The sequence below is a fragment of the Streptomyces sp. NPDC025638 genome (assembly GCF_055558775.1).
In genome coordinates, this window is the sequence record NZ_JBVHLX010000003.1 from 100,414 (window position 1) to 123,948 (window position 23,535).

A 23,535-nucleotide genomic window follows, 5' to 3' on the forward strand; every position below is an offset into this window, starting at 1 on the left:
TGGACGGCGATGCTGGTGTCTAGTCCCGGCAGCCGGGGCACAGGCCCCAGAACGTCACCGCGGCCTCTTGTGTGTCGTACTCCTCCGGCAGTTGCGGGACCATGCAAGGGGCCGCGCCTTTGGCGCACTCCACGTCGCGGATGTGGCCGCAGTGGCGGCACACGAAGTGGTGGTGATTGTCGTGGCGTTCGGTCTCGTAACGCGCGGGGTGACCGGCGATCTGAGTGCAGCGGACCAGACCGGCGTCCGTGAGGGCGCGCAGCACGTTGTAGGTGGCTTGCAGGGACAACCGGCCCGTGACCCGCTGGGCGCGCTCGCGCAGGGTCTCGGCGTCGAGGTGGCCGGACGACTCGTCAACGGCCATGAGCATCGCCATCCGCGGAGCGGTCACCCGCATCCCTGCCGACCGCAGTCGTGCCGCGGCCAGCGCCATCGGCTCCTCCGCCTCCGCCGCGGCCGTCATGTCAGCCCGCCCTTACAGCCCCAGCCGCCTGCGGGCAGTCCAGGGCGTCTCCTCCGCCCACCCGAGGTGGGTCCGCGTCCGCGGAGAGCTCGAACCACACGCTCTTGCCCACCGGCCCCGGCTCGCAGCCCCAGCATGCGGCCAGCGTGTCCACGAGCGCCAGTCCGCGGCCGCTCTCGTCCTCGACGTCGGCGTCGGTCGGGCGGGGAAGCGTCGAAGAACCGTCGGTGACCACGCAGCGCACCGCTGACACGCGCTCTAGCGTGAGGCTCAGCGGGCCGACGGCATGCCGCAGCGCATTGCACACCAGCTCGCTGACCAGCAGCTCGGTGGTGGGGACGAGTCCGGCGAGGCCCCATCGAGGGAGCACCTCACGTATGGCCGACCGCGCCCGGGGGCAAGCCGTCGAGGACCAGGGCAGCGCCCAGGGTCCGGCCACGAACGATTCCACCCCCGCCGCCAGGGGGTCGGGGGAAACTGCGCGGTACATGAGGGGCGCCTTCGAGAAACGGACATAGCACTACTTAGAACGTATCTCTTTTCTGGAGTCGGTCAAGTGTTCGGATAACATCATTAATCCTGACTCATTCAAACGATCTCCCGGCCGACCTGGCCGACCCGCAGCCGGGTGGGTCACGCCGCCGCGCAGCCGCTCCCGGAGCGGTTGCCCGTGTGCGGAGCGGCCTGGCGTGCTATCGAGAAGTCCAGGACCAGGCCGTCTTCCCCGGCGTGCGCCGATGTCAGGGCGACGCCCCGGGGCAGTCCGGTGACGGCGACGGTGCGTGGCTTCAGCTCGTCCTTCAGGCGGGCGGCGGCCGGCAGGGCGGTCAGATCGTCGACCGGGACGCTGCGCCCGAGGACCGTCACGGTCGTGGGGGTGATGGTGACCGCGTTCGTCCGTGTCGACAGCTTCGCCACGACGGTGACGGGCAGGCCCAGGCTGCCGACGCTTCCACTGAGCGTGAGGTCGCCGTCCCGGCCGCCCGGTGTCAGTCCGTCGCCCAACGAGCCCATCTGGCGGCCGAGTTGGTCGTAGCCGATGGTGGCGTTGGCGGTGCCGCCGTCGCTGGCGCCGTCCGTCGTGACGTCCTTCAGAGAGACGGCGACGTCCATCACGACGTTCCGGCGCCGCACCCCTTCGGCGCGCACGTCGACGTCACCGACGTCACCGCCGAGGGCGCGAAGCCCGGCGAGCGGGGTGGTGAGGTCGGCGTGCACCGGCCCTCGGGCCTTCAGACGGCACGATGCCACCTCGGCGACCCGTTGTTCGGCCCGGTGCTCGACGACCAGATTTGTGGCGCAGACGGCTACGGCCACGGCCGCGGCGCCCGCGAGAGCGGTGATGGTCTTCCTACGACGGTTCAAGGTCACGTACTCCGGATCGGTCGGGGAGGGTCGGGACGTCGGGCGGGCAGTGCCGCGGCGACAGCCGCAAGGTCAGGCTTGCAGGCGTGGGAGGACGCGGTCGAGGCGGCGGGGCATCCACCAATTGGCCCGCCCCATCAGGAACATGGCGGACGGCACCAGGATCAGGCGGACCACGGTCGCATCGAGGATGACGCTGATCGCCAGCCCCAGGGCGAGCATCTTCACAACCACGGTCGGCGAGGCGGTGAAGGACAGGAACACCGCCGTCATGATGAAGGCCGCGCTGGAGATCACACGCGCCGTAGCGGACAGCCCCTCGCCGACCGCGAGCCGGTTGTCCTGCGTGCGCTGCCAGGTCTCGGCGATCCGGGAGAGCAGGAAGATCTCGTAGTCCATGGAGAGCCCGAAGACGATGGCGAACATCATCATCGGCACGTACGACTCGATGGGCACCGGCTCGGACAGGCCCAGCAGACGGTCGCCCCAGCCCCACTGGAAGACGGCGACCAGGACGCCGTAGGACGCGGCGGTCGTGAACAGGTTCAGGACGACGGCCTTGAGCGGGATGACCACGCTGCGGAAGACCGCCATGAGCAGCAGGAAGGCGAGGACCAGGACGATGCCGATGACGATCGGCAGCCGTTCGCCGACAGTGCCGCGGAAGTCGGCCTGGCCCGCCACGGTGCCGGTCAGATAGGCGTGGGCGCCGGTACCGTCGAGGGCTTTCGGCAGTGTCTGTCCGGACAGGGTGTCGAGCAGGTGGCCGGTGGCGGCGTCCTGGGGACCCGTGGTCGGGGTGAGGGTGGTGACGAGGAGCCTGCCGTCGCCGCTCGGCTGGACGGAGGTGAACGACGCCACTCCCTGCGTGTCCTTCAGGGCCCGTGTGACGTCGTCGGCGACGCGGTCGGCCGACGTACCCGCGTGGCGAAGGTCGACGACGGTGACGACCTGGCCGTTCGCACCCGGCCCGAAGCCCCGACCGGGCGCGTGCGCGATCCAGTCGTACGCGGTACGGGTGCTGCTGCCCGGCCGGTCCGCGCCGGCGTCGACGTGTCCGAGGCGCATCGACACCAGCGGTGCCGCGCAAACGGTGAGCACGGCGAGGCCGACGGCCAGGAACGTCCAGGGCCGCCGGGCGACCAGTTCCGCGTAGCGGTGCCAGCCGTCGCGTTCGCCCGCGCTCTCGGCGACCGGGCGGCGACGCAGGCGCACCCGGTCGATGTGCCGGCCGACCAGGCCCAGTGCCGCCGGCACCAGGGTGAGGGCGGCGGCAGCGGTGACGAGCACGGCGATGGTGGCCGCCAGGCCGAGTTTGCCGATGAAGCTCAGCCCGCACGCGTAGAGGCTGAGCATCGCGACGACGACGGTCACGGCCGCCACGAGGACGGCTCGTCCGCTGGTGCGTGCGGTGCGGGCGGCGGCCTCGACCGGGCCGTGGCCGTCGATGAGGTCCTGTCGGAAGCGGGTGGTCAGGAACAGGGCGTAGTCGATGCCCACGCCCAGTCCGATCATGGTGGCCAGTGTGGTGGCGGACGTCGCGAAGGACAGGGTGGCGGCGACGATGCCGACGATGCCCAGACCCACACCGACGCTGATCAGCGCGGTCGCCAGTGGCAACAGCGCGGCGAGGACGCTGCCGAAGGCGAGCAGCAGGATCGCAAGAGCAGTGACTATGCCGACGATCTCGCTCAGCTTGTCGTTGGCGGGGGTTCGGACGACCTGTTCGAGGTCACCGCCGTACGCGACACCGAGCCCCGCCGCACGGGCCGGCTCGGTGGCGGTGTCCAGTTGGGCGGTGTAGGCGTGGCCGAGGTCCTTGAGCTGCTGGTCGAAGGAGACCGTGGTGTAGGCGGTGCGTCCGTCGCTGCTGGTCACCGGTGCGGAGACCGAGGTGACGTGCGGGAGGTCGCGCAGGTCTGCCAGCGTCCGGTCCAGTGCGGACCGCTGCCCGGCCACGGTGCCGGAGTCGGTGTGGAAGACCACTTTGCCGTTGGGCCGGCCGGCTCCGGGCATCGAGGTGGCGAGCAGGTCGGCACCGGTGTGGGAGGCGGTGCCGGGCAGGCTGACCTGGTCACTGAAGGTGGGCGAGGCGATATGGCGTCCGGCGAGGGCGGCGGCCAGGACGAGCAGCCAGAGGGCGATCACCGTCACCGGGCGCCGGGCACAGAGAGCCCCGAGACGACCGAGCCCGGATCGGGCAGCGGGAACCGCGGTGCTCTGCCGGTGCCGGTCGGCGTCCGGTTCAGCCGCATCCAGGGACGGTTGCTGGGGTCGGGCCACAGTGGTCTCCCAATGAAAGTGTCACGAGTGACACGAACTCTAGAGACAAAGTGGCATGCATGACAATTGGCATCGTGGACACTTCTACGTCGTCGACCCCGTGCGCACTCCACCGGACCGTTCATGACACGAGTGTCAATTGACAGCCGGGACACCATGTCGGAGGCTTCCTGACATGCCGAGTGAGAACGCCCCCGCGGGACTGCGCGAACGCAAGAAGGAGGAGACGCGGCGCCTGCTGCTCGAAGGCGGTGCGCGCCTGTTCAGGGAGCGCGGCTTCGAAGGCACCACCGTCGCGGACATCGCCGCGTACGCGAACGTCTCCGTGCGGACGTTCTTCCGCTACTTCGACAGCAAGGAAGCGCTGCTGCTGCCGGACGGCGTCGAACTGTTCGCCTACGTCGAGAACGCGTTGGCCGAGCGGCCGGCCGGCGAGGATCCACTGGACGCGGTGTGCAACGCCCTGCTGGCGGCCGCGAAGCCGTTCGCCGCGTCCACGCTGACCGCCCTCAGCCACCCGCTGGAGGACATCGAGAACGTCGTCACGACACGGCTCGTACAGGCCTTCTCGGACTTCGAAGAGCGCCTGACCACTCTGGTGCTGCGCCGCCTGCCGCCGGACACGCCCGACGCCGACCTCAGGGCAGCCGTGATCGCGTGCGGGGCCCTGTCGGCGGTGCGCGCGGTACTACGGACCCGCCGTGCGCGCCGCGCGTCGGGCATCGAGGACTCGGGCCCGGCACCACTGCTGCGCGCCTTCGACATCCTGCGCGAGCTGGGCACCCCCGCCCCGTAGGTCAAAGGGCGCCCCGGGCCGGTGGGAGCGGCCCGGGGCGGGTACAACTCGATATCCGAGTTATCCGAACTGGCCTTGTCCGAGTTATCCGAACTGGCCGGGCTGGTAGTCGCCGGCCGGCTGCTGGACGATGACGTTCACACGGTTGTAGGTGTTGATGACGGCGATGAGGGACACCAGGGCGGCGAGCTGGTCCTCGTCGTAGTGCTTGGCGGCGTCGGCCCAGGCCTCGGCCGTGACGCCACCGGCCGCGTCCGCGATGCGGGTGCCCTGCTCCGTAAGCTCCAGGGCAGCACGCTCCGCCTCGGTGAACACCTTCGCCTCGCGCCAGGCGGCGATCAGGTTGAGGCGCGTCGAGGTCTCCCCGGCGTGGGCGGCGTCCTTGGTGTGCATGTCGGTGCAGAAGCCGCAGCCGTTGATCTGGCTGGCGCGGATCTTCACCAGTTCCTGGGTCGCGGCCGGCAGTGTCGAGTCGCCGACCACCTTTCCGGCCGCATTGATGTGCCTCAGGAACTTTGCCGCGACCGGGTTGCCGAACACATTCAGGCGAGCGTCCATCGTGATCTCCTATGCCGTTGCCGGTGGGTACACCTCCTTGACGGACCTCCTCGGCACGATGTGACACGAGCGTCCGTGACGTGTGTTCAGTGCAGGCCGGCCCGTGCCGGACTGTCGTCGAGGAAGCCCCCCGACTGGTGCTGCCACAGCTTCGCGTAGGTGCCGTCCGTCGCGAGCAGTTCCTGGTGTGTGCCCTGCTCGACGATCCGTCCGCGGTCCAGGACGATCAGCCGGTCCATGGTGGCGACCGTGCTCAGGCGGTGTGCCACCACGAGCGCCGTCCGCCCGTCCATGAGCCGCCACAGCGCCTCCTGGATCAGGATCTCGCTCTCGGAGTCCAGGGCGCTGGTCGCCTCGTCGAGCAGCAGGATCGGCGCGTCCCGCAGAATCGCCCTGGCCAGGGCGACCCGTTGGCGCTGCCCGCCGGACAGTTTGACGCCGCGCTCCCCCACCATGGTCTCGAAGCCGTCGGGCAGCGCATCGGCGAACTCCGTGACGTGCGCCGCCTCCGCCGCGCGCCGGATCTCGGCGTCGGTGGCGTCCGGCCGAGCGAACGCGATGTTGTCCCGCAGGGTCCGGTGGAACATCGCCGGGTCCTGCGGTACATACGCGATCAGGCTGCGCAGGTCGGCCTGGCGCAGTCTGCCGATGTCCTGACCGCCGATCAGGATGCGGCCGCCGTCGATGTCGGTCATCCGCAGCAACAGCCGGGTGAGCGTGGTCTTGCCCCCACCCGACCGGCCGACGAGTCCGATCTTCGCCCCGCTCGGCACGTCCAGGTCGAGCCCGTCGAAGAGGGGCTGCGCGCCGCCATGGGCGAAGGTCACCTTCTCGAAGCGGACGTCGGCGGCCTCGCGCAGCAGCGGCTCCGGCGTCGCCGAGTCGAGCACGGTCGGCGGCACCAGCAGCAGTTCGGTGAACTGCGCGGCCTCCGTCATCGAGCTCTCCAGTCGGCGGTAGATCTGGTTGAACTCGAACATGATGCGTGTCGCGTTGGTGTAGTACGTGAAGGCGACGACGACCGCCTCCACGCCGTGGCTGCCTCCGCCGAACGCGATCGCGAGCAGCAGACCCAGCGCATTGGTCAGCACGGACATCGGTGCGACCAGCGTGTCGATGCGCAGGTTGCCGTAGTCCCATGACCGCAGTGTGAGCCGCCTCGACTCGGCGACACGGGAGCGGTGTTCGGCGGCCTCGCGTTCTTCCGCGGCGAAGGCCCGGACCGTGTCCATGTTCATCAGGCTGTCGGCGACATGGCCAGACACCCGGGCGATCGCCGCCTCGCGCTGGTCGACGAGCGCCTGGCGGCGCCGGATCAGGGGTACGACGCACGCCCCCGTCAGCGCGATCATCACCAGAAGGCCGACGACCAGCATCGGCTCGTAACGCCACAGCACCACCGATCCGAACAGCAGTGGCACGAGGCTGCCCACGATCTGGAACGTCAGTGTGTCGACGAACTCCTCGAAGCGGGAGGCAAAACTCAGGACCCGCTTGGTCAGCGAGCCGGCGAAGTTGTCATGGAAGAACGCGGCGTCCTTGGCGAACAGCTCGTCCATACCGATGACGTACATGTGCTCGATGCCCAGCGCGTCACAGCGGTTGAGGCAGTGCAGGCCGATACGCCACAGCGTCTCCGAGAGCAGCAGCACTCCGGCGAAGACGAGGACGTAGGTCAGTGTCGAGCCCATCGCGATGTCGCTGTCGTCGGCGATGCGTCCGACGAGCTTGGCAACGACCAGTGGCGCCAGGTAGTTGATGCCGATGTTGCCCAGCGCGGGCAGCAGCATGGCGGGCACCGTCCATCGCCGGAGCCGGGCCAACTCCCTTCCGTAGTAACGCAGTGCGAGCAGCACCGAGCCCTTGCGCGGCGGAGCCTCACGTGATTCGGGCGATCCCATCCCAACCCTGTAGGTGTCGTAGGGCGGCCTGCCACGTGCTGCTTCCGTGAGCTGCCTTGCCTCGGCAGCCGTGCGGAGCGGTCGTTCCTGAAGTGCCCTCGGTCGGTCGTCCTTCGACTTGTGGGCACGACGAGGGCGCCCCCACGCAAATTCGTGGAAACGCCGAAGTATCAGTACGGGGCGGGCCAGGAATCGCAGTGTCCCGCAACGGGGCCCGCACAGTCCAAGCGTTTTCCACGCAGATCGGACATGGTCCGTCACAGGCGTGCCCGGTCTGCCTGCCCACTGCGGGCAGGCAGACCGGGCACGCCGCGGTCAGGAACTGTAGACGCCGACCTCGTGGAGCGAGTAGCCCCAGCCGGTCCCGCGTTCCACGCCCTGGACGCGGACGTAGCGGGCGGGTGTGCCAGTGAACAGCGCGGTGTCCAGGCCGCCGTCGCCGGAGGTGGTGGACCAGGCGGTCTGCCAGTGCGCGCCGTCGGTGGAGAGCTCGATACGGTACGACTTCCCGTACGCGCGCTCCCAGTCGAGCGTGACGCGTCCGACCCGGTTGGTGGAGCCCAGGTCGATACGCAGCCACTGGTCGTCGCTCCAGTCGCTGGCCCAGCGGGTGTCCCGGGACCCGTCCACGGCCCGGCTCGGCGCATAGCTCGTGAACGGGTTCCACTCCGTCGAACTGGCCGTGGCCTCGGCCCCCTTGGCCAGATTGACCCCGGCCTGGTGCCGCTCGGTGGCTCCCCAGGTGTCGAGGTAGGACTGGGCACCGCGGAAGAGGTCCTTCACCACGTCCTGGCCGCCGACGAGCCGGATGTCCTCGATCCAGTCCGGGACGAGTCCGTAGTGCGCGGCTCCGTCCGTGTTCAGGTCCCAGGTGCGCCGGCCGGTGGTCTGCCGGTCGATGACGGATCCGCCGTCGACACTGCGGAAGGGGTACACGACCTTGTCGGTGGCATCCGCGCCGCGGGGCCCCGGCCAGCCGCCGACGCCGTTCATGTCGGTGCCGTAGCCGTAGCCGACGTCGTACTTGTCCCGCAACGCCTTCGTACGGTTCGCCTCGGCCACGAAGCCCTCCGAGCCGTGCATGTACTGGGCGATGAATCCGCCGAGGCCGTAGACCCGTTCGGTCCAGTTCAGGTCCATCCAGCTGTGCGAGGAGATGACGCCGGGGTACGCCTCCGACTCGAAGATGTCGAGCGCGCGGCCGACGGCCTTGACGCTCATGTGGTCGATCTCCAGCATCATCTTGCGTTTCATCATGCCGCGTACGGCGTACTCACCGAGGTCGGTGAGCCCGCGGACGTTGCACTGCGCGTCCGAGGCGTACGAGGGGACACTCACGCCCGCCGGGAGTTTCGCCTCGGCCCCGGGCGCCGCGGCCGAGCCGATGGGGTTGTCGTGCTGGGGGCCGGTGCACTTCTCGGTCTTCCAGAAGGTGCCGGTGGACAGGAACTGCCCGACGTTGATAGCCGTTCCGAGGCTGCCGGAGTCGAAGCGGACACCGCACAGCGCGTTGTCGAACTTGTGGCACAGGAACATGCTGCGCACGCCCAGCGAGTACAGCTCGTCCAGGCCGGAGTCGACGTCCGCCTTGCTGCACTGCGCGATGTCCAGGATCTGCTTGCAGCCGAAGGGTTCGGAGGTCTCCACTCCCAGGATGACCGCCAGCTTGCCCTGCTTGATGACGTCGCGGGCCTGCGCGCTGTCGGTGACGATCCTGAACCAGCCCTTGCCCGGGCCGCCGTACATCTTGTCGATGTAGGCCTGCAGGTCGTACGTCATCCTCGCCTGCAGTCGGATCGACGTCATCTCGTCGCAGCTGCGGTCCTTGAAGAAGTAGACCGAGCAGATGACACCGTTGGTGACGAGGTCGTTGACGAGCACCCGCTGGCCGCCGCGCCAGGCCCGTTCCACCCAGGCGTAGTAGTTCTGCTGGTGCGTCAGCGAGTCGTGCGCCGGCCAGTCCTTGAACGTGGGCCAGCCGACCGGGTCGTGTCTGCCGTCACCGCCCTTGGTGATGAAGTCGAAGATCGCGAGGGAGCCGTCGGGGTAGTGCTCGGGACAGTCCTTGAGCGCGTCGGCGATCCCGGCCTCGGAGAACGTCTTGCCGCAGATGAGCCGCCCGCCGAAGGCCTCGTTGGCGAACAGGTGGTCGTGGGCGTCGACGAACCCGCGCACGTCGCCCGTGGCGTCGGTGCCGGTGAACGGCTCGCCGGTGACATTGATCTGGGAGTCCGGCGTGGGTCGTGCGGTCGGAACCCACCAGTCGTTGCCCGCCGCCGAACTCGGGGTGGGGCCAAGGACTGCGGCCAGTACGAGGAGGAGCAGCGAGACCACGGTGACGTCTTTGCGTCTGCGGTACGGGCGTCCGGTCACGGTCACACACCACGTCCCTCGGTCGGGGGAAGCGCGGCCGACGAGCCGGGCCGTGGCCAGCAGACCCACCCAACTTGACATGACCCGCGCAAGATATGCCGACGAGGATCGCCACTGTTGCACGCGGAGTCAATAGCCGTGAACGGTCGACCTGCCGAACGGCGGCCCCCAACTCCCTACTGGAGGCTGGGCTCGTGGCCATGGGTGGGATCGGCCGAGCAGACGAAGACGTCGAGGTGGCCACCTCTGCCGACGCTCACCCGGGTGGGTACGTTCAGGCCGTACGTACCCACCCGCGGGCGGTCTTCGAGCGGGGTCCAACTGCTGCGGACGCCTCCCCACTCGGCGGAGGCGATGGTCAGCAGCAGCTCCCTGGGACTGCCGCAGGGGCAGACGACCTCACGGGGCCCGGTCACACCCCAAGCCGCGAAGCCGCCCGCCTTCCAGCCGGGGGCGACGGAAAAGTCCCCGTCGTAATCCTGACCGTCCGCCCTCAGCCGGACCGCTGAGCCGGCGCAGGCAGGCGGGATCCGCTTCTACCAGCTCCGTGCCGCACGACGTCGCGAGAGGGCCCCCGGATGGTGCCGAAGGGCCCTCTTGTGTCCTGAAGGGATCAGTGCGCGGCTGGAACCGTCCGCGGGGTCGCGGCTGTCGCGGGCTTGGGATTGAGCATCCGCTCGGCCAACTCGCCGAAGACGAGGCCGAATCCGACCCACAGCACCGTCTGAATGGCCAGCGCGGAGAGCCGGAACCGCCACAGCAGGGTCGCCGGGAAGTCCTTCGGTACCTCGTTGATGACGGGCAGGAACGCGAACGCGAGCCCGATGGCGACGGTGAAGGCCGCCATCGCGGCGACCGTCGCGTACCAGGTGCCCAGCGAGGGCGCGAACCGCTTGCCCAGGATGGTGGCGGCGATCGCGAGGAGGACGCTGAGCGCCGTCATCAGGAAGTACAGGGTGGTGCGCTTGCTGATGGTGTCGGGGTCGCCCACGGAGGGCGGATTGGCGGGGTACTTGAGGAACGGCACGACGTACACGGCGAGCAGTGCGCAGCCGGACAGCAACAGCGCGGTCGCCCGGGGGCTGAACCGGCCGACACGGCCGAGCGCGAAGCAGAACGCGAGCGCCGCGATGCCGCCGAAGGCGACCCCGTAGACCAGGACGCCGGTGGCGAGTCCGGCGGTGGACTGCAGGGAGCGGGAGACGACCTCCATCTCGTGCTCGTGCGAGTGCGCCTCCTCGAAGCTGATCGCGTTGTCGACACTCGGCTCACCGAGGAAGTAGGCGACGACGAGGGCGAGCACGCCGGCGGCCAGGCCGGCGAGCATGCCCCGCACGAGGAGGTTTCTTACGGTTGTGGAGTTCATGGTTGTGCGGCGCCCCTCGCGTCAGTGGCAGGGGAAGCCGAGCAGATGGCGGGCGTCGTGCACCCACTCGTGGACGTCCGTGCCGTTGAACACGGAGGTGGCGCCCTGCTCGGCGCCGACGAAGTACAGCAGGACCAGCATCAGGATGCCGAAGAAGACCGCCCAGGGTGCTATCGCCTTCAGCGGCAGCGTGGCGGGAACGACGGGGGTGGTGGCTGTCGGCTGGGCGACGGTCTGCGCCATGGCAGGGCCTCCTCTGGGAGTTCGCGTCCCATCTCGGTGGTGCACTGGACGACGGCCACGGGTCTGACTCACGAAACGCCCCAGGGGCCCTTCGCATACAGTGGCGCGACCGTGCCGGATTCCCACCGGCTTCCGTCTCGCCGTCGTCGATATCGAACCGACGGTACCGCGTGTCGGGAGCATGGCCAAGACCGCACCCACCAGGCGTGATCTTCCTCTCCCGGCGGGCGGTCCGACGGTGCGGGCGTGGATCAACTCCCCGTCAGGTTTGACAGGTGGAGGATCGGGGTCGCGGGGAGCGTGGCCGGGACGCGCTCCAGGACGCCGCCCGCGAAGACGTCGTACAGCGGCAGTGTCTCCAGGTGCACATAGCCGATGTGGCAGTCGCAGACGGCGAGTGGGCAGGCGCGGGGGCGCAGGGCGGTGCGGTAGGAGCCGTCGTAGAGGTTGCCGAGCGGGGTGGGCACGAAGTGGCAGCGGCGGACGGTGCCTTCGCCGTCGACGGAGATCACGGAGTCGCCGGTGCGGCAGGGCAGTCCCGCGCTGGTGTGCGGGTGCCGGCTGTACGGGAAGAGCGGGTCCAGGGCCGTCCACCGGTCGGCCTCCGCGTCGGTGTAGGTGTGCCCCTCGGCGGCGTTGACCCACAGGTAGACGTGCTCGGGCAGGTCGGCGCGCAGGCGCCGGGCCGTGTCGAGATGGTCGGGCAGGCCGACGATGCCGACGCTGAAGCGGATGCCGCGCTCGGTCAGTTCGCGGCATTTGGTGAGGAAGCGGTCGTACGGCGTCTGTCCGGGGTGGTAGGTGCACCACAGGGCCAGCGTGTCGCGGTCGGCCTCGGCGAGCCAGTCGGTACGGCAGCTGAGGTTGGTCTGGATCGCCACGCGCCGGATGTGCGGCAGGTGGGACAGGTCGGCGAGGGTGCGCCGGTACCAGGAGCGGACCAGGCCCTCTCCCCACGGAGTGAACAGGATGGACAGGCGGTCGCCGGTCTGCTGCCGGGCCCAGGCGGCGAAGCGCTCCAAGGAGGCGCGGTCCGCGCGCAGTTGGGCGCCGGTGTCGCGCCGCTTGGCGAAGGGGCAGTAGGGGCAGTCGTAGTCGCAGGAGGCGAGGGGGCCACGGTAGAGGAGGGTGAGGTCCATGGCGGGCCGGTCACTTCCTCTCGTAGGCGGCCATGGCGGCCCGGACCGCCGGGGAGAACAGGTCGGGGCCGATCGCGTCGGAGTGGGCGAGCCCCTCGGGGGTGAGCCTGAGGGCGGCGCGGTCGTCGGTCAGCCAGCCCCGGTCGGCGAAGCGGGCGAGTTCGGGGCCGAAGTGGTCGGCGGGGGTGGTGCCGAAGCGGGCACGGTAGTCGTCGAGGCGCAGGCCCTCGGCCTGGAGCAGGGACTGCAGGAGGTGCCGGCGGCGGGCCTCGTCGGTGTCGATGGGACGGCCGTACTCGGCGTGCGCGAAGTCGGCGGCCGGGCGGGACACGTAGTCGTCGATGATCGCGCGTATCTCGTGCATGTCCACGGCGTAGTCGAAGGAGTAGTGCAGACCTGATGTGTAGGAGCGGGCGCCGCAGCCGAGGCCGATCATCCCGTCGGTCTGGCAGGCGTAGTCGTCAGCGCCCTGGAGCGGGGCGTCGGTGCGGCGGAACATGCGCATGGACTGCTGGGTGTAGCCGTGCGCGAGGAGGTGGTCGCGGCCGGCGCGGTACAGGCGCAGCCGCTGTTCGTCCCAGGCGGGGTCGGGGCCGCTGCCGCGTCGGCCCAGGCCGGTCAGGGGGCGGACGTAGAGGGGGTAGAGGTAGAGCTCCTCGGGACGCCAGGCGAGGGCCGCGTCCAGGGAGTGCAGCCAGGTCCGTTCCGTCTGGCCGTCGATGCCGTAGATGAGGTCGATGTTGAGGACGGGAATGCCTGCGTCGCGGATGCGGGCGAGGGCCGACTCCACGTCGGCGCGGCGCTGTGGGCGTACGGCGGCACGGGCCTCGGAGTCGACGAAGCTCTGCACGCCCAGGCTCAGCCGTGTGGTGCCGCGGTCGGCGAGGACCGTGAGCCGGTCGGCGGTGGCGGTGGCCGGGGAAGCCTCGACCGACAGCGGGACGGCGCTCAGGTCGGCGCCCATGCGGTGTTCGGCGATGTCACACAGCCGTTCGAGCTCGGTTGCGGTGAGGAAGGTCGGGGTGCCGCCGCCGAAGGCCGCCGTGGCGAAGCGGACCTCGTCCGTGTCCCCGAGCGCTTCGCGTACGGCCCCCGCCTGGCGCTCCAGCGCGTCCAGGTAGGTGCCGGTCAGGCCGTCGGGGGCGCCGATGCGGGTGAAGAGGTTGCAGAAACCGCAGCGGACTTCGCAGAAGGGGATGTGGAGGTAGAGGGAGAGGGTGTCCTTGGGCTCGGCCGCCCAGAGGGTGTTCAGCAGGGGGCGGTCGTGGAGCCGGCGGTAGGCGGTCTTGTGGGGGTAGGCGTACACGTAGCTCTGGTAGGGGCTGGTCGCCGTCGTCTGCTCGGCGGTGATCATCGGGCGGCCTCCGTCGGGCGGGATGCGGGGTCCAGGAAGAAGTGGGCGTAGGGCACGGTCCAGACGGACTCGTGGCCGAGGCGGTGGCCGGTGTATCCGTCGTCGCCGTAGGCGGTGCCGTGGTCGGAACAGACGACGGCGAAGCAGCGGCGTCTGCTGCTCGCGGCGGCGAAGAGCCGTCCGACGTGCCGGTCCACGTACTCCAGGGCGGCGGCGTGCGTGGCGCGGGTGTCCCCGGCCTCGCGGGTCGCGCCGGGCAGGTGGAACCAGTTCGGCTGGTGCAGGGCGGACACGTTGACGAAGAGGAACAGCCGTTGTTCCGTGGGCAGTTCGCGTACGACGCGGTCGGCGCACGCCACCTGGTTCTCGAAGGAGTGGGGGTCGGTGACGCCGAACTCCGGGGCCCAGTGGGACTCGTGGAACAGGCCGGGCAGCACCGAGCCCAGCGGGCCGAGCTTGTTGAAGAAGCCCACGCCTCCGATGCACACGGTGTGATAGCCCACCTTGGCGAGGCCGGAGACGAGGTCCGGGGTGTCGTAGACGAAGGTGCCCGCGGCGGTGGTCTCGCTGCCCGCGAAGCTCGCGGCGAACAGGCGCGGATGCGGGCCGGGGGCGGCCGGGGTGGGCAGGAAGCCCGCGAAGATCGCCTGGTGGGAGGCGTAGGTGAAGCTGCCCGGGGCGTGGCGCTTCTCCCAGCGGCCGCCGGGGAGGTGACGGGCCAGGTTCGGGAGGCGGCCCGCCGCGGCCAGTTCGGCGGCGACGTCGTGGCGGAGGGTGTCGAGGGTGACGAGGAGGATGTCGTGGCTGCCGACGATCTCGTTCATGTCCGGCGTATGCGGAACATACGACTCATGTGGCTCACCCGGCGCTTGAGGCGCGGTGGGGGTGCTCCGGGGCGGGAGCGGCTCAGGCGTCGGAGCGGGCGAGGGCATGCGGGTTTCCTTCTCTGTACTGGTGGTGCGAAGAGGCGGCCGGCCGGTCCGGAGCGAAGCGGCGCAGCGCGGCGGCCACCTGGGTGGCGTAGGTGTCGAGGCCCTCGGCGCCGCTGCCGGGCAGGCCGGTGAGGCGCGGCAGCAGGTCGCCGAACGCGTTCACCTCGCCCACCGCGGCTCGGCGCCAGCCCACGGCGGGCAGCAGATCGACGCCGACGCAGAGCGTGCGCGGGAAGCAGGCCGCGGCCCGCTCGCACACGTCGAGCAGATCGGTCCAGCGCGCGCCCGCCGACTCGACGGCCTGCCGGGCCGCGTCGAGATCGCCCCGGCGGCCCCCGAGGTGGAGATTGGTCAGGGGTGAGCGGCTGGTGCGGACGACCGCGTGGGTGGCGCGGCCGGCCACGACGACGATCCGCAAGTCGGCCGCGCGCCCCTCCTGGGAGGCCTTCGGCAGCCAGCGCTCCAGATGCAGCCCGTCCGGGGCGAGCGCGTCGACGACGGCCGCGATGTCCGCCTCGCGTTCGTAGCGGCGCACCTTGAGGGAGTTGTAGAGGCGGCCGTCCGGCGCGCGTTCCACGGATGTGGTCGCCCTGATCCGGCCGCCGCCGCCCGACTCCACGGCGAGCACGCCCGAAGCGGACGAACCGTGCGCGGGTTTGACGAACAGGCGGGGCATGCGGTGTTCCCGCATCAGCGCCCGTACGTCGTCCCAGCCGCGCACCGGTGCGGCTTCCGGACCCGAGGTGGGCGAGTCGGGCACCGGCACGCCGGCCGCGTCCAGCACGGCGTGGCAGCGCCGCTTGTCGAAGAGGACGGGAAGGTCGGCCGGCTCGTCGAGCCTGATGCCGCCACGCAGCCCGCGCAGCGCGGTCATGAACCCGGCGTACCAGCGTGCCGAACCCTCGACCCGGGTGGGGTCCTGGGCACCGCGCAGCAGCCGGTCGACCTCGGCGTTCTCACCGGGCGAGTCGATCCGGACGATCTCCTCGGCCCCGAACTCAGCCCCGAACTCGGCTCCGCCCGCGCGCAGCACGTCGGTCCAGGCGACGATGCGCGGGGCGGCGAGTCCGGCCGCGCGCACCGCGTCCGCGAAGAGGGTGACACGGCGGTTCTCGGGGTTGCCCACGACCACGAAGCGCGGTCCCGGGTCATTCGCCGACGGCGACATAGCGTGCCTCGGGGTTGTACGAGCTGCGGGGCGCCGGAGTGAGTGCGAGGTCGACTCCGTGCGGCTCCAGCGTTTCGCGCAGGCGCTGGGCCAGTTCGTCGCTCAGGAAGTTGTACCGCAGGTCGAGAGCGCGCAGATGGGTCAGGGGCTGACCCGACAGGAGCGCGCCCGCGCCCTCGTCCCCGAGGGTGCCCATGCTGAGGTCGAGCGAGGTGAGGCCCGCGACGACAGGTGCCGTGGCCACCGCGGCGGCCACGGCGTCCTGGATGTCGCTGTTCTTCACCCCCAGGTGCCGCAGTTCGGGGCAGTGGCCCAGCGCGGTGAGGAGCGCGGTGACGTCCTCGGCCTCGCAGTCGCCGCCGAAGTCGGGGGTGCCCAGCCACAACTCCAGGTGGCGCAGGGCCGGGAACGTGCAGGCGGCCAGGGCGCGAACGGGCTGCGCGGGCATCCCCCCGGACTCGATGCGCAGGGTGCGCAGCCGGTCGTGGCGCACGGGCTCGATCACCAGCCCCTCCCCGCCCCGTACCCCGATCTCCTCCAGTTCGGGCCAGGCGCGCAGGACGCGGGAAAGGTGACCCTGGCGGATCCAGGAGATCTCGGTCTCCTCGGACTCGACGTCCGCGAGGAACAGGGCGCGCAGCCGCGGGAACCGATGTGCCTCGGCCGTGAGCAGGTCGAGCACGGGGTCGATGCCGTGTTCGTCCCACGACTGCCACCAGGCGCCGATGACGAGCGCGGTGACCTCCTCGGCGCGGACCTCGTCGAGGAACCGCTGCCACAGCGGTTCGAAGGCATGCTGACGGTCGGCGCTCAGCTTCCACGCGACCGAGGCGGGTTCGGGACGGGGCCGGCCACGGCCGTCACCATCCACGTCGAAGAGGTGTACGGGCAGACCGTGGAACCGCTTGAGGTACGAGGGGTAGTGGCTCATGGGGCTCGGGCTCACTCGCCCACGGCCACGTACCGCCACACCGTGCCGTCGTCGTCCTGGTCCTCGTCGGCGTCGTCGCGGTCGAGGTCCACATCGACGCCCGCGAGCTCCAGGGTCTGACGTATCCGCTCCAGCAGCGGCTCGCTGAGGTAGTGGTGGTGGAGGTCGAGCCGCTTGAGGTGGGTGAGCGGCTGACCGGCGAGCAGGGCGGCGCCGCCCTCGTCCGACAGGACGCCCATGGACAGGTCCAGCACCTCCAGCCGGGCGACGACCGGTGCGGCGGCGACCGCGGCGGCGACGGCGTCCTGCATCTCGCTGTTGCGCAGCGCCAGATGACGCAGACGCGGCAGCCGGGCGCCGGACAGGATCGGCTCCAGGTCGGTGGCCTCGCTGTCACCGCCGTAGTCGGGGGTGCCCAGCCACAGGTCGAGCTGCTCCAGCGCGGGCAGGTCGCTGGCGCCCACGCCCCGGACGACCTCGGCGGGCAGGCCTCCGCTCTCCATGGTGAGCCGGCGCAGCCCGGTGTGGCGCAGGGCGGGGAAGCGCAGCCCTGATCCGCCGCGCACACCGAACTCCTCCAGGTCCGGGAATCCGGCCAGGAGCGGGGTGACATCCGTCTGGTTGATCCAGGAGATCTCGCACTCCTCCATGACCATGTCGCCCAGGAACAGCGCCCGCAGGGCGGGGAATCGGTCCCGCGCGGCCAGCAGCGCCTCGATCACGTCGGCCGGGTCGGTGTCGTACGCCTCCTGCCAGGCACCGACTATCAGAGCCCGCACGCGCGTGGTGTCGACGGCGGCGCAGAACCGGGCGAAGGCCTCCGTCCAGTCCTCGTCCGCGTCGTACACGTCGCTGGTGATGCGCCAGGCGACGGACTCCGCCTCGGGCAGGTCGTCCGTGCGGGCGTCCGGGCCGGGGAAGGTGTGGGCAGGCAGCCGGTACAGCTCGTCGAGGTGGTCACCGATGGTCATGCGGCTGCTCCTGTGGAGAAGTGGGTCGTCCGTTCCGTGATGCCGCAGTTCTACCAAGAGGAACTGACAACGGGGTGCGGGGGGCCTTGGTCCGGCCCGTTGTCAGTGGCGGCTTCTACTGTCTGTGGCATGAGGCCGGTGCGCGGTGCCCCGGCCGGAGGGGAGGCGTGCCGTGTACCGGCAGGGAGACGTGCTGATCGTGCCCGTGGCGAAGGAGGCGGTGCCGTCGCATGTCGCCGCGGCACCGAGGGAACCGCGCGACGGGCGGGGCCGGCTCGTGCTGGCGCTCGGCGAGGTCACCGGTCATGCGCACGCGGTCGTCGGACCGGGTGAACTGATGCGGGAGCCGGGGCCGTTCGGACCGATGTTGCTGCACCTGCCCCAGGGCGGCCGGGTGGTCCACGAGGAGCACGCGGCGATCGCCCTGCCCAAGGGGTGGTACCGGGTGATCCGGCAGCGGGAGTACGTGCCGGGGTCCGTGCGGATCGTGGCGGACTGAGCGAGGTACGGCGGAAGGTGACGGAGCAGACGATGAGCAGCGTGGACAGCGCGGCGGAACTCGGCACGCGAGCCGGGGTGTTCGAGGAGACCGCGCTCTGGCGCGCGTGTGCCGCAAAGACGGCTCCCGCCGACCGGGAGCGCGCCGAGCGGGGTGTCCGCCTGGCCTATCGACGGGCCGGGCTCCCGGAGCCGGAGCGCGTGGTGTGGGCCGGCTCGCCCCGCGAGGCGATCACCCTGATACGCGGCATGGAGGACACCGGACCCAGCGTCCGGGAGGCGGTGCGCACGGCTCCCTGGGCGGTCGAACGCGGCCGACTCCACGCCGAGTTGGGGGCGGTGGGCTGGTCGGCGCACTGGGCGGTTACCGGCGGGCTGCTGTGGGAGAACACACAGGCGCTCGTGGAGCGCATCCACCAAGGCGTGCTGGAAGAGCTCACCGGCACAGCCCCGGGCGGCGCGGGCGGGGCTGCGGGTCCCGACGCGTCCGAGGAAGCCGGAATGCCGGACCGGGCGGACCGGGCGGCCCGCTCCCGCCAAGAGGCGGAGATCCGGCTGCTCCTGCTGGACGCCGTACTGGGCCAGCACGACGCGCCCTGGCTCGCCGCCTTCCCCACCGACCGGGCTCCGCTCGACGGTCTGGGCGAAGTGTGCCGGAACGCCGGCTGGTGGTGGCCGTTCGCCAAGGTGGCGGTCGTATGCGAACGCCCCACCGCCCTGCACCGCGACGAAGCGGGCCGCCTGGACCGTGGGGACGGCCCGGCCCTCGCCTATCCCGACGGTTTCGCCCTGTACGCCTGGCGCGGCATGCCCGTTCCTGCCGCCTTCCTCGCGGAGCTCCGTACCCTGACGCCGGAGCGGATCCGCGCCGAGGAGAACGCCGAGCTGCGCCGGGTGATGCTGGAGTACTACGGCTACGACCGCTACCTGGAGGACTCCGGAGCACGCCCCGTGCACCAGGACGAGACGGGCACGCTCTGGCGGATCGACCTGGACGGCGACGAGGCGGTGGTGATGGTGGAGGTCATCAACTCCACGCCGGAGCCGGACGGCACCCGGCGCACCTACTGGCTGCGGGTCCCGCCGGGAACCCGGACGGCCCGGGAGGGCGTCGCCTGGACGTTCGGGGTGGCGGCGGAGACGTATGCGCCGCTGCGGCAGACGTGAGGCGGGATGCATGAGATGAGCGACTCACTGTGCGCCCGTGTCGAGCGGTACTACGCCACCGTGCCCCTGCTCTTCGCCGACGCCGAAGACTTCGGCCCGCTACGGCTGTTCGTACGAAAGACCCCGGGAGCCCCCTATTACGGCGGTCCGAACCACGCTCAACCCACCGCGGAGGGCTCCGGGAGCGTCACCGCGGCCGACATCGCCCGGGTGCGCGCCCGGCAGCGCGAACTCGGGGTACCGGAGGCCTTCGAGTGGCTGGCCGAGGCGGCCCCCACGCTCCGCGCCCGCATCGAGGCCGCCGGTCTCCCCGTTGCGGAACGCCCGTTGATGGCCCTCGACCCACACCACCGGCTGCCCGCGCAGCCCCTGCCGTCCGGCGTCACGATCCGTGCGCTGACGGCGGACGATCCGGCCCTGCCCGCAGTCCTCGCCCTGCCCCGCCTGGCCTTCGCCAAGAACATGGCGGCGGGTTGCGCAGGGCCGACGGAACTGCAAGAGGAGGCCGGGAAGATGATCGCGGACGGCAGCGTCGAGACCATCCGCCCCGGCATCCGCGCCGGGCACAAGCAACTCGTCGCCGCCCTCGCGCCGGACGGCACCCCGCTCGCCGCGGGTCACTACCACCCCGCAGGCGGCACCACTGAGATCGGCGGCGTCGGCACCCTCCCCACCGCACGCCGCCAGGGCTTGGCCGCAGCCGTCACGACGGCTCTGGCCACCCACGCCCGCGACCACGGGGTGCACACCGTCTTCCTCGCGTATGCGGAGGACGCCGTCGCCCGTATCTACGCGCGCCTGGGCTTCCGCCCTGCCGACATCACGCTGATGATCGCCGACCAACCCGCGCGGTCATGAATGCGCAGCGGTCCGCCCGCACCCGGCGGAGAAATCGGCTGGCCGCGCCAAGAACGCCGACCGTAGGCTCCCGGCCATGCCGGAGCACCCCTGGTTCGCGATCGACGAGCCGAACGAGGACGACTACTACGACTTCACCGCCACCGAGCGGGCCTTCGTGACAGCGCTGCAGGAACGAACCGCCCCCTTGGTCACGGCCCATGTCGCCGGACAGGTCGGACGTCCGGACGACTGGGACTCGTTGGTGGCCTACCTGACCTTCACCGACCCCGCGGCGCCGATGCATCTCATCGACATCGGTGTGCACTGCTACGGCGACCGGGTTCGCGGTGACCGACTGCACAACCAGCTCTACACACTGACCGACCGCCCGTCGAGCTGGGCGCTGGAGGCCACCGGCAGCGTCGACGAACTGGCCCAGCGGTCGGCGGACTGGTTCCGCTCGCTACTGGACAAGCCGGTCGTCCTGTACGTCTGGCTCAACGAGGACCGATGGGCGTACGCGGCACGATTCGCCTTCGCGGACGACAATCAGACGATCAGCCAGACGTACAGCCGCAAGCTCGCACCCCCCGGACAGGAGGAGGAACTGATCGCCGCCGGCCACGTGCACGGCAGGGGGTGGATCCAGACCGCCGGACTGCCCACCCCGACCCTGTACCAGCACATCCGCGGCGACCTGACCACCGCCCAACTCCCGCCCGGGACACAAGCGGTCACCAAGCGCGGACCCATCGGCGGTGTCTGGTACGAGTGACGCCGGGGCATTGGGAGCCACCGGTATCGAGCCGGCGTCGGATCCCGTGATCAGGCAGATCGCCCCGGTGTCGGCCGCGGCTTTCCCGACCTCCTCAGCGAAGTGTGCGCCGGGCGCAGCGTCCGGGGGCGAATGACGTCGCGCGGCGGGATGCCGGCACGCGTGTGCGGGGCGCCGCGGCGTTCGGCGGGTCCGTCGGGCGCCGGAGGTGCCTCCTGCCGGGCCAGCCACAGGCGCAGCAGGTGGCGTTTGTTCCCGGGCTCGGCGTGGTCCTCGAAGGGGGTACGGCCGTGGAGGACGACGTGGTTGTCCACCAGGAGCAGGTCACCCGCTCGCAGGTCCAGGTCCAGCCGGACGGCCGGGGAGGCGGCCGTCGCGTCCACGAGGTCGAACAGCTCCCGGTCCTCGTCGGGCGGGCCCGTCCTGCGCCCGTCCTGGAGGAGGGCCTCTCCCGCCTCCAGGCCCTCCCGGTCGTACCGCATGCTGGGCCGGGTGCCGTGCCGGGTGATGAGCGGGGCGCCCAGATAGGACCGTTCGCCCGGGACGTCCTCCTCCTCGAACTGGGCGAAGAAGTAGGTGTCGTAGAGGCGCCGGGTGAAGTCGGGCCGGGCGGCGAGCATCGTGTTGTGCACGGCTGCCGCACTGGCCAGGACCGTGCGTCCGCCGGAGCGGGCCGGCCGCAGGCACAGCAGGCCGAGCAGGTCCGAATCGTCCGAGTGGAGCGGCAGCCCTGCCCGGGTCCGGTACGCGGGCGGGCGGAGGGAGTCCTCCCTGCGGTCCGCCTCCCGGATGTGGCACAGCGTGCGTCCGTCGGCGGTCTGCGGCACCGGCCGCCCCAGGTACTGGCCGACACCGCGCAGCACGGTGCTCGCGTCCGTGTCGCCGAGCCCGTCCACCGGCAGGCCGCGGATCAGGACGAAGCCGCGGCCGGCGCGCAGCTGCGCGGCTGCGTGCTCCAGCTCGGCGCTGAGGTCGGGCAGAGGGAAGTCGTCCCTGGTCATCCTCAGCAGGGTGGTACCCCGAGCACGGGCTGTGCGCAGGGCGGTGTGCAGCTCGTCGCGGTGGTGCGCGGTGAGCCGTACGACCCAGTCCTCGCGGCCCGCGAGGTCGGGGCCGTACCACAGAGCGGGGCCGGTGAAGGGCTGGACCGGGCCGATCCGCGGGTCCGCAGGCTGGGCCATGTGCCGCCTCCCTGTCTGACGCGCCGGTACGGCCGGCGGGCGTGTGGGCGATGGACGTGCGGCCCGTGTGCCGACCGGGCGCGCTTTGCAGGGATGGTATGGATCGTTTGCGCACCATGCTTGACCTGAGGGGACGGGAAACTTAACTTTTGGGGACCCGTCCCTGGAGAGTGCGCATGAGGCCCCTGTCCCGCACCGCCGCGCTGAACGGGTATGTGGAGCTGAGCCGGTCCTTCGGGCTCGATCCCCGCGCGCTCATGCGGGGCGTCGGCCTGGACACGGCCGACCTGGCCGTGCAGGACCGGTGGATCTCCGGCGCGGCCGTGGTCCGCCTCCTTGAGCTCACGGCCCGGGCCTGCGGCCGCGACGACTTCGGCCTCCTGCTGGCGGACCGGCGCCGCTTCTCCAATCTGGGCCCCATCAGTCTGCTCGTACGGGAGGAACCCGACGTCCGCAGCGCCCTGGACCTGCTCATCCGCCACCAGCACACCTACAACGAGGCCCTCAGCACCCGCCTGTCCGAGGCGAACGGGGTCGCCACGCTCAAGGTGGACATCCGGCTGGGTGAGACGGCACCGGTCCGGCAGGCGGTGGAGCTCGCCGTGGGCGCCTTCCACCGCATCCTGTGCGGATTCCTGGGCAGCCACTGGCGGCCGGTGTCGGTGTGCTTCGCCCACCCGGCGCCGAAGGACACCGGGACGCACCGCCGTCTCTTCGGGCCGCTGACGGAGTTCGACCGGGACTTCAACGGCATCGTCCTGTACGCCGAGGACCTGGATGCCCCCAATGCCATGGCGGATGCGCAACTGCGCAGCTACACCCGGCAGTTCTTCGAGCCGATCGCGGCTGCGCGCCAGGCCGGAGAGGCGGATCGGGTACGCGATCTGATCGAGGCGCTCCTGCCGACCGGGCGGTGCTCCATCGAACAGGTCGCGCGCAGCCTCGGCGTGGACAGGCGTACCGTGCACCGGCAACTTGCCCGATCGGGTCAGACGTTCTCGTCACTGCTCAACTCCACGCGTACGGCGCTCGCCGAACAGTTCGTGGCGAATCCCAACCGGTCGCTGACCGAGGTCTCGACCCTGCTGGGCTTCTCCTCGCTGAGCGCGTTCTCGCGGTGGTTCCGTGAGCAGTTCGGGACCGGCCCGCGGGAGTGGCGCAAGGCACGAGCCGCATCCCGGGACTGACAGGGGAGCCGACGCCCACCGGCCCGGAGGCTCCGGCCGGCCGC

The 23,535-nt window shown here is 70.9% G+C and carries 23 protein-coding genes and 1 riboswitch; of the genes, 6 read left to right on the forward strand and 17 right to left on the reverse strand.

Annotated features, from left to right (window positions below; all coding sequences use genetic code 11):
- Positions 1 to 19 precede the first annotated feature (19 nt).
- From ACZ4EG_RS08450 to ACZ4EG_RS08465, 4 genes are all read right to left on the reverse strand, one after another.
- Complete coding sequence (locus tag ACZ4EG_RS08450; RefSeq protein WP_467790051.1) at positions 20 to 463, reverse strand: Fur family transcriptional regulator; 444 nt, start codon at positions 461 to 463, stop codon at positions 20 to 22.
- 1 nt (position 464) lies between these two features.
- Positions 465 to 953, reverse strand: a complete 489-nt coding sequence (locus tag ACZ4EG_RS08455; protein ID WP_467790052.1) for an ATP-binding protein — start codon at positions 951 to 953, stop codon at positions 465 to 467.
- Between the two features lie 143 nt (positions 954 to 1,096).
- A complete protein-coding gene (locus tag ACZ4EG_RS08460) occupies positions 1,097 to 1,828 on the reverse strand; it encodes an LmeA family phospholipid-binding protein (RefSeq protein WP_467790053.1) in 732 nt (243 codons plus the stop codon).
- Between the two features lie 72 nt (positions 1,829 to 1,900).
- On the reverse strand, positions 1,901 to 3,982 hold the full coding sequence (locus ACZ4EG_RS08465; RefSeq protein ID WP_467790054.1) for an MMPL family transporter: 2,082 nt from the start codon (positions 3,980 to 3,982) through the stop codon (positions 1,901 to 1,903).
- Between the two features lie 304 nt (positions 3,983 to 4,286).
- Between ACZ4EG_RS08465 and ACZ4EG_RS08470 the strand changes: the two genes are divergently transcribed.
- A complete protein-coding gene (locus ACZ4EG_RS08470; RefSeq protein WP_467790055.1) occupies positions 4,287 to 4,907 on the forward strand; it encodes a TetR/AcrR family transcriptional regulator in 621 nt (206 codons plus the stop codon).
- Positions 4,908 to 4,991: 84 nt separating this feature from the next.
- Here ACZ4EG_RS08470 and ACZ4EG_RS08475 read toward each other — a convergent pair whose 3' ends face one another.
- The 12 genes from ACZ4EG_RS08475 to ACZ4EG_RS08530 all read right to left on the reverse strand — a co-directional run bounded on the left by ACZ4EG_RS08475 (position 4,992) and on the right by ACZ4EG_RS08530 (position 17,843).
- Positions 4,992 to 5,465: a carboxymuconolactone decarboxylase family protein gene (locus ACZ4EG_RS08475; protein ID WP_453546608.1), complete on the reverse strand. Its 474-nt coding sequence runs from the start codon at positions 5,463 to 5,465 to the stop codon at positions 4,992 to 4,994.
- A gap of 86 nt (positions 5,466 to 5,551) precedes the next feature.
- Positions 5,552 to 7,366: an ABC transporter ATP-binding protein gene (locus ACZ4EG_RS08480; RefSeq protein WP_453546606.1), complete on the reverse strand. Its 1,815-nt coding sequence runs from the start codon at positions 7,364 to 7,366 to the stop codon at positions 5,552 to 5,554.
- Between the two features lie 315 nt (positions 7,367 to 7,681).
- Complete coding sequence (locus ACZ4EG_RS08485; RefSeq protein WP_467790056.1) at positions 7,682 to 9,745, reverse strand: galactose-binding domain-containing protein; 2,064 nt, start codon at positions 9,743 to 9,745, stop codon at positions 7,682 to 7,684.
- Between the two features lie 170 nt (positions 9,746 to 9,915).
- Positions 9,916 to 10,155 carry a hypothetical protein gene (locus ACZ4EG_RS08490; RefSeq protein WP_467790057.1) on the reverse strand — a complete coding sequence of 80 codons (240 nt, stop codon included), beginning with the start codon at positions 10,153 to 10,155 and terminating at the stop codon, positions 9,916 to 9,918.
- A gap of 197 nt (positions 10,156 to 10,352) precedes the next feature.
- A complete protein-coding gene (locus tag ACZ4EG_RS08495; protein ID WP_467790058.1) occupies positions 10,353 to 11,105 on the reverse strand; it encodes a CbtA family protein in 753 nt (250 codons plus the stop codon).
- A 21-nt stretch (positions 11,106 to 11,126) separates the two neighbouring features.
- Positions 11,127 to 11,348: a CbtB domain-containing protein gene (locus ACZ4EG_RS08500; protein WP_031170427.1), complete on the reverse strand. Its 222-nt coding sequence runs from the start codon at positions 11,346 to 11,348 to the stop codon at positions 11,127 to 11,129.
- Between the two features lie 35 nt (positions 11,349 to 11,383).
- Positions 11,384 to 11,534, reverse strand: a riboswitch (cobalamin riboswitch).
- A 65-nt stretch (positions 11,535 to 11,599) separates the two neighbouring features.
- The gene (locus ACZ4EG_RS08505; protein ID WP_467790059.1) at positions 11,600 to 12,487 is read right to left on the reverse strand and encodes an STM4011 family radical SAM protein; all 888 of its coding nucleotides are present in this window, start codon (positions 12,485 to 12,487) and stop codon (positions 11,600 to 11,602) included.
- A 10-nt stretch (positions 12,488 to 12,497) separates the two neighbouring features.
- Positions 12,498 to 13,841, reverse strand: a complete 1,344-nt coding sequence (locus ACZ4EG_RS08510; RefSeq protein ID WP_453546595.1) for an STM4012 family radical SAM protein — start codon at positions 13,839 to 13,841, stop codon at positions 12,498 to 12,500.
- Positions 13,838 to 14,665, reverse strand: coding sequence for an STM4013/SEN3800 family hydrolase (locus ACZ4EG_RS08515; RefSeq protein ID WP_467790060.1), 828 nt, complete (start codon positions 14,663 to 14,665; stop codon positions 13,838 to 13,840). Before ACZ4EG_RS08515 ends, ACZ4EG_RS08510 begins: the two co-directional genes overlap by 4 nt.
- Before the next feature lie 82 nt (positions 14,666 to 14,747).
- The gene (locus tag ACZ4EG_RS08520; protein WP_467790061.1) at positions 14,748 to 15,941 is read right to left on the reverse strand and encodes an STM4014 family protein; all 1,194 of its coding nucleotides are present in this window, start codon (positions 15,939 to 15,941) and stop codon (positions 14,748 to 14,750) included.
- The gene (locus ACZ4EG_RS08525; RefSeq protein WP_453546589.1) at positions 15,922 to 16,872 is read right to left on the reverse strand and encodes an STM4015 family protein; all 951 of its coding nucleotides are present in this window, start codon (positions 16,870 to 16,872) and stop codon (positions 15,922 to 15,924) included. Before ACZ4EG_RS08525 ends, ACZ4EG_RS08520 begins: the two co-directional genes overlap by 20 nt.
- Positions 16,873 to 16,883: 11 nt before the next feature.
- The gene (locus tag ACZ4EG_RS08530) at positions 16,884 to 17,843 is read right to left on the reverse strand and encodes an STM4015 family protein (protein ID WP_467790062.1); all 960 of its coding nucleotides are present in this window, start codon (positions 17,841 to 17,843) and stop codon (positions 16,884 to 16,886) included.
- A 172-nt stretch (positions 17,844 to 18,015) separates the two neighbouring features.
- Here ACZ4EG_RS08530 and ACZ4EG_RS08535 point away from each other — a divergent pair, with 172 nt between their 5' ends.
- From ACZ4EG_RS08535 to ACZ4EG_RS08550, 4 genes are all read left to right on the forward strand, one after another.
- Entirely contained in the window at positions 18,016 to 18,342 is a 327-nt protein-coding gene (locus ACZ4EG_RS08535; protein ID WP_467790063.1) for a hypothetical protein, read from the forward strand.
- Positions 18,343 to 18,374: 32 nt separating this feature from the next.
- On the forward strand, positions 18,375 to 19,508 hold the full coding sequence (locus tag ACZ4EG_RS08540; RefSeq protein WP_467790064.1) for a DUF6745 domain-containing protein: 1,134 nt from the start codon (positions 18,375 to 18,377) through the stop codon (positions 19,506 to 19,508).
- A 6-nt stretch (positions 19,509 to 19,514) separates the two neighbouring features.
- On the forward strand, positions 19,515 to 20,366 hold the full coding sequence (locus ACZ4EG_RS08545; protein WP_467790065.1) for a GNAT family N-acetyltransferase: 852 nt from the start codon (positions 19,515 to 19,517) through the stop codon (positions 20,364 to 20,366).
- A 76-nt stretch (positions 20,367 to 20,442) separates the two neighbouring features.
- Entirely contained in the window at positions 20,443 to 21,123 is a 681-nt protein-coding gene (locus ACZ4EG_RS08550) for a hypothetical protein (protein ID WP_467790066.1), read from the forward strand.
- A 50-nt stretch (positions 21,124 to 21,173) separates the two neighbouring features.
- Here the strand turns inward: ACZ4EG_RS08550 and ACZ4EG_RS08555 are convergent, their stop codons facing one another.
- The gene (locus ACZ4EG_RS08555) at positions 21,174 to 22,304 is read right to left on the reverse strand and encodes a TauD/TfdA family dioxygenase (protein ID WP_467790067.1); all 1,131 of its coding nucleotides are present in this window, start codon (positions 22,302 to 22,304) and stop codon (positions 21,174 to 21,176) included.
- Between the two features lie 176 nt (positions 22,305 to 22,480).
- Between ACZ4EG_RS08555 and ACZ4EG_RS08560 the strand changes: the two genes are divergently transcribed.
- Entirely contained in the window at positions 22,481 to 23,491 is a 1,011-nt protein-coding gene (locus ACZ4EG_RS08560) for an AraC family transcriptional regulator (RefSeq protein WP_467790068.1), read from the forward strand.
- The last annotated feature ends 44 nt before the right edge of the window (positions 23,492 to 23,535 follow it).

Excerpts from the sequence above, each read along its gene's own strand:
- ACZ4EG_RS08555 (WP_467790067.1), bottom strand. The coding sequence starts at position 22,304 with ATGGCCCAGCCTGCGGACCCGCGGATCGGCCCGGTCCAGCCCTTCACC.
- ACZ4EG_RS08545 (WP_467790065.1), top strand. The coding sequence starts at position 19,515 with ATGCATGAGATGAGCGACTCACTGTGCGCCCGTGTCGAGCGGTACTAC.
- ACZ4EG_RS08520 (WP_467790061.1), bottom strand. The coding sequence starts at position 15,941 with ATGTCGCCGTCGGCGAATGACCCGGGACCGCGCTTCGTGGTCGTGGGC.
- ACZ4EG_RS08470 (WP_467790055.1), top strand. The coding sequence starts at position 4,287 with ATGCCGAGTGAGAACGCCCCCGCGGGACTGCGCGAACGCAAGAAGGAG.
- ACZ4EG_RS08455 (WP_467790052.1), bottom strand. The coding sequence starts at position 953 with ATGTACCGCGCAGTTTCCCCCGACCCCCTGGCGGCGGGGGTGGAATCG.
- ACZ4EG_RS08540 (WP_467790064.1), top strand. The coding sequence starts at position 18,375 with ATGAGCAGCGTGGACAGCGCGGCGGAACTCGGCACGCGAGCCGGGGTG.
- ACZ4EG_RS08525 (WP_453546589.1), bottom strand. The coding sequence starts at position 16,872 with ATGAGCCACTACCCCTCGTACCTCAAGCGGTTCCACGGTCTGCCCGTA.
- ACZ4EG_RS08500 (WP_031170427.1), bottom strand. The coding sequence starts at position 11,348 with ATGGCGCAGACCGTCGCCCAGCCGACAGCCACCACCCCCGTCGTTCCC.
- ACZ4EG_RS08450 (WP_467790051.1), bottom strand. The coding sequence starts at position 463 with ATGACGGCCGCGGCGGAGGCGGAGGAGCCGATGGCGCTGGCCGCGGCA.
- ACZ4EG_RS08495 (WP_467790058.1), bottom strand. The coding sequence starts at position 11,105 with ATGAACTCCACAACCGTAAGAAACCTCCTCGTGCGGGGCATGCTCGCC.
- ACZ4EG_RS08530 (WP_467790062.1), bottom strand. The coding sequence starts at position 17,843 with ATGACCATCGGTGACCACCTCGACGAGCTGTACCGGCTGCCTGCCCAC.
- ACZ4EG_RS08515 (WP_467790060.1), bottom strand. The coding sequence starts at position 14,665 with ATGAACGAGATCGTCGGCAGCCACGACATCCTCCTCGTCACCCTCGAC.
- ACZ4EG_RS08510 (WP_453546595.1), bottom strand. The coding sequence starts at position 13,841 with ATGATCACCGCCGAGCAGACGACGGCGACCAGCCCCTACCAGAGCTAC.
- ACZ4EG_RS08480 (WP_453546606.1), bottom strand. The coding sequence starts at position 7,366 with ATGGGATCGCCCGAATCACGTGAGGCTCCGCCGCGCAAGGGCTCGGTG.
- ACZ4EG_RS08505 (WP_467790059.1), bottom strand. The coding sequence starts at position 12,487 with ATGGACCTCACCCTCCTCTACCGTGGCCCCCTCGCCTCCTGCGACTAC.
- ACZ4EG_RS08560 (WP_467790068.1), top strand. The coding sequence starts at position 22,481 with ATGAGGCCCCTGTCCCGCACCGCCGCGCTGAACGGGTATGTGGAGCTG.
- ACZ4EG_RS08475 (WP_453546608.1), bottom strand. The coding sequence starts at position 5,465 with ATGGACGCTCGCCTGAATGTGTTCGGCAACCCGGTCGCGGCAAAGTTC.
- ACZ4EG_RS08550 (WP_467790066.1), top strand. The coding sequence starts at position 20,443 with ATGCCGGAGCACCCCTGGTTCGCGATCGACGAGCCGAACGAGGACGAC.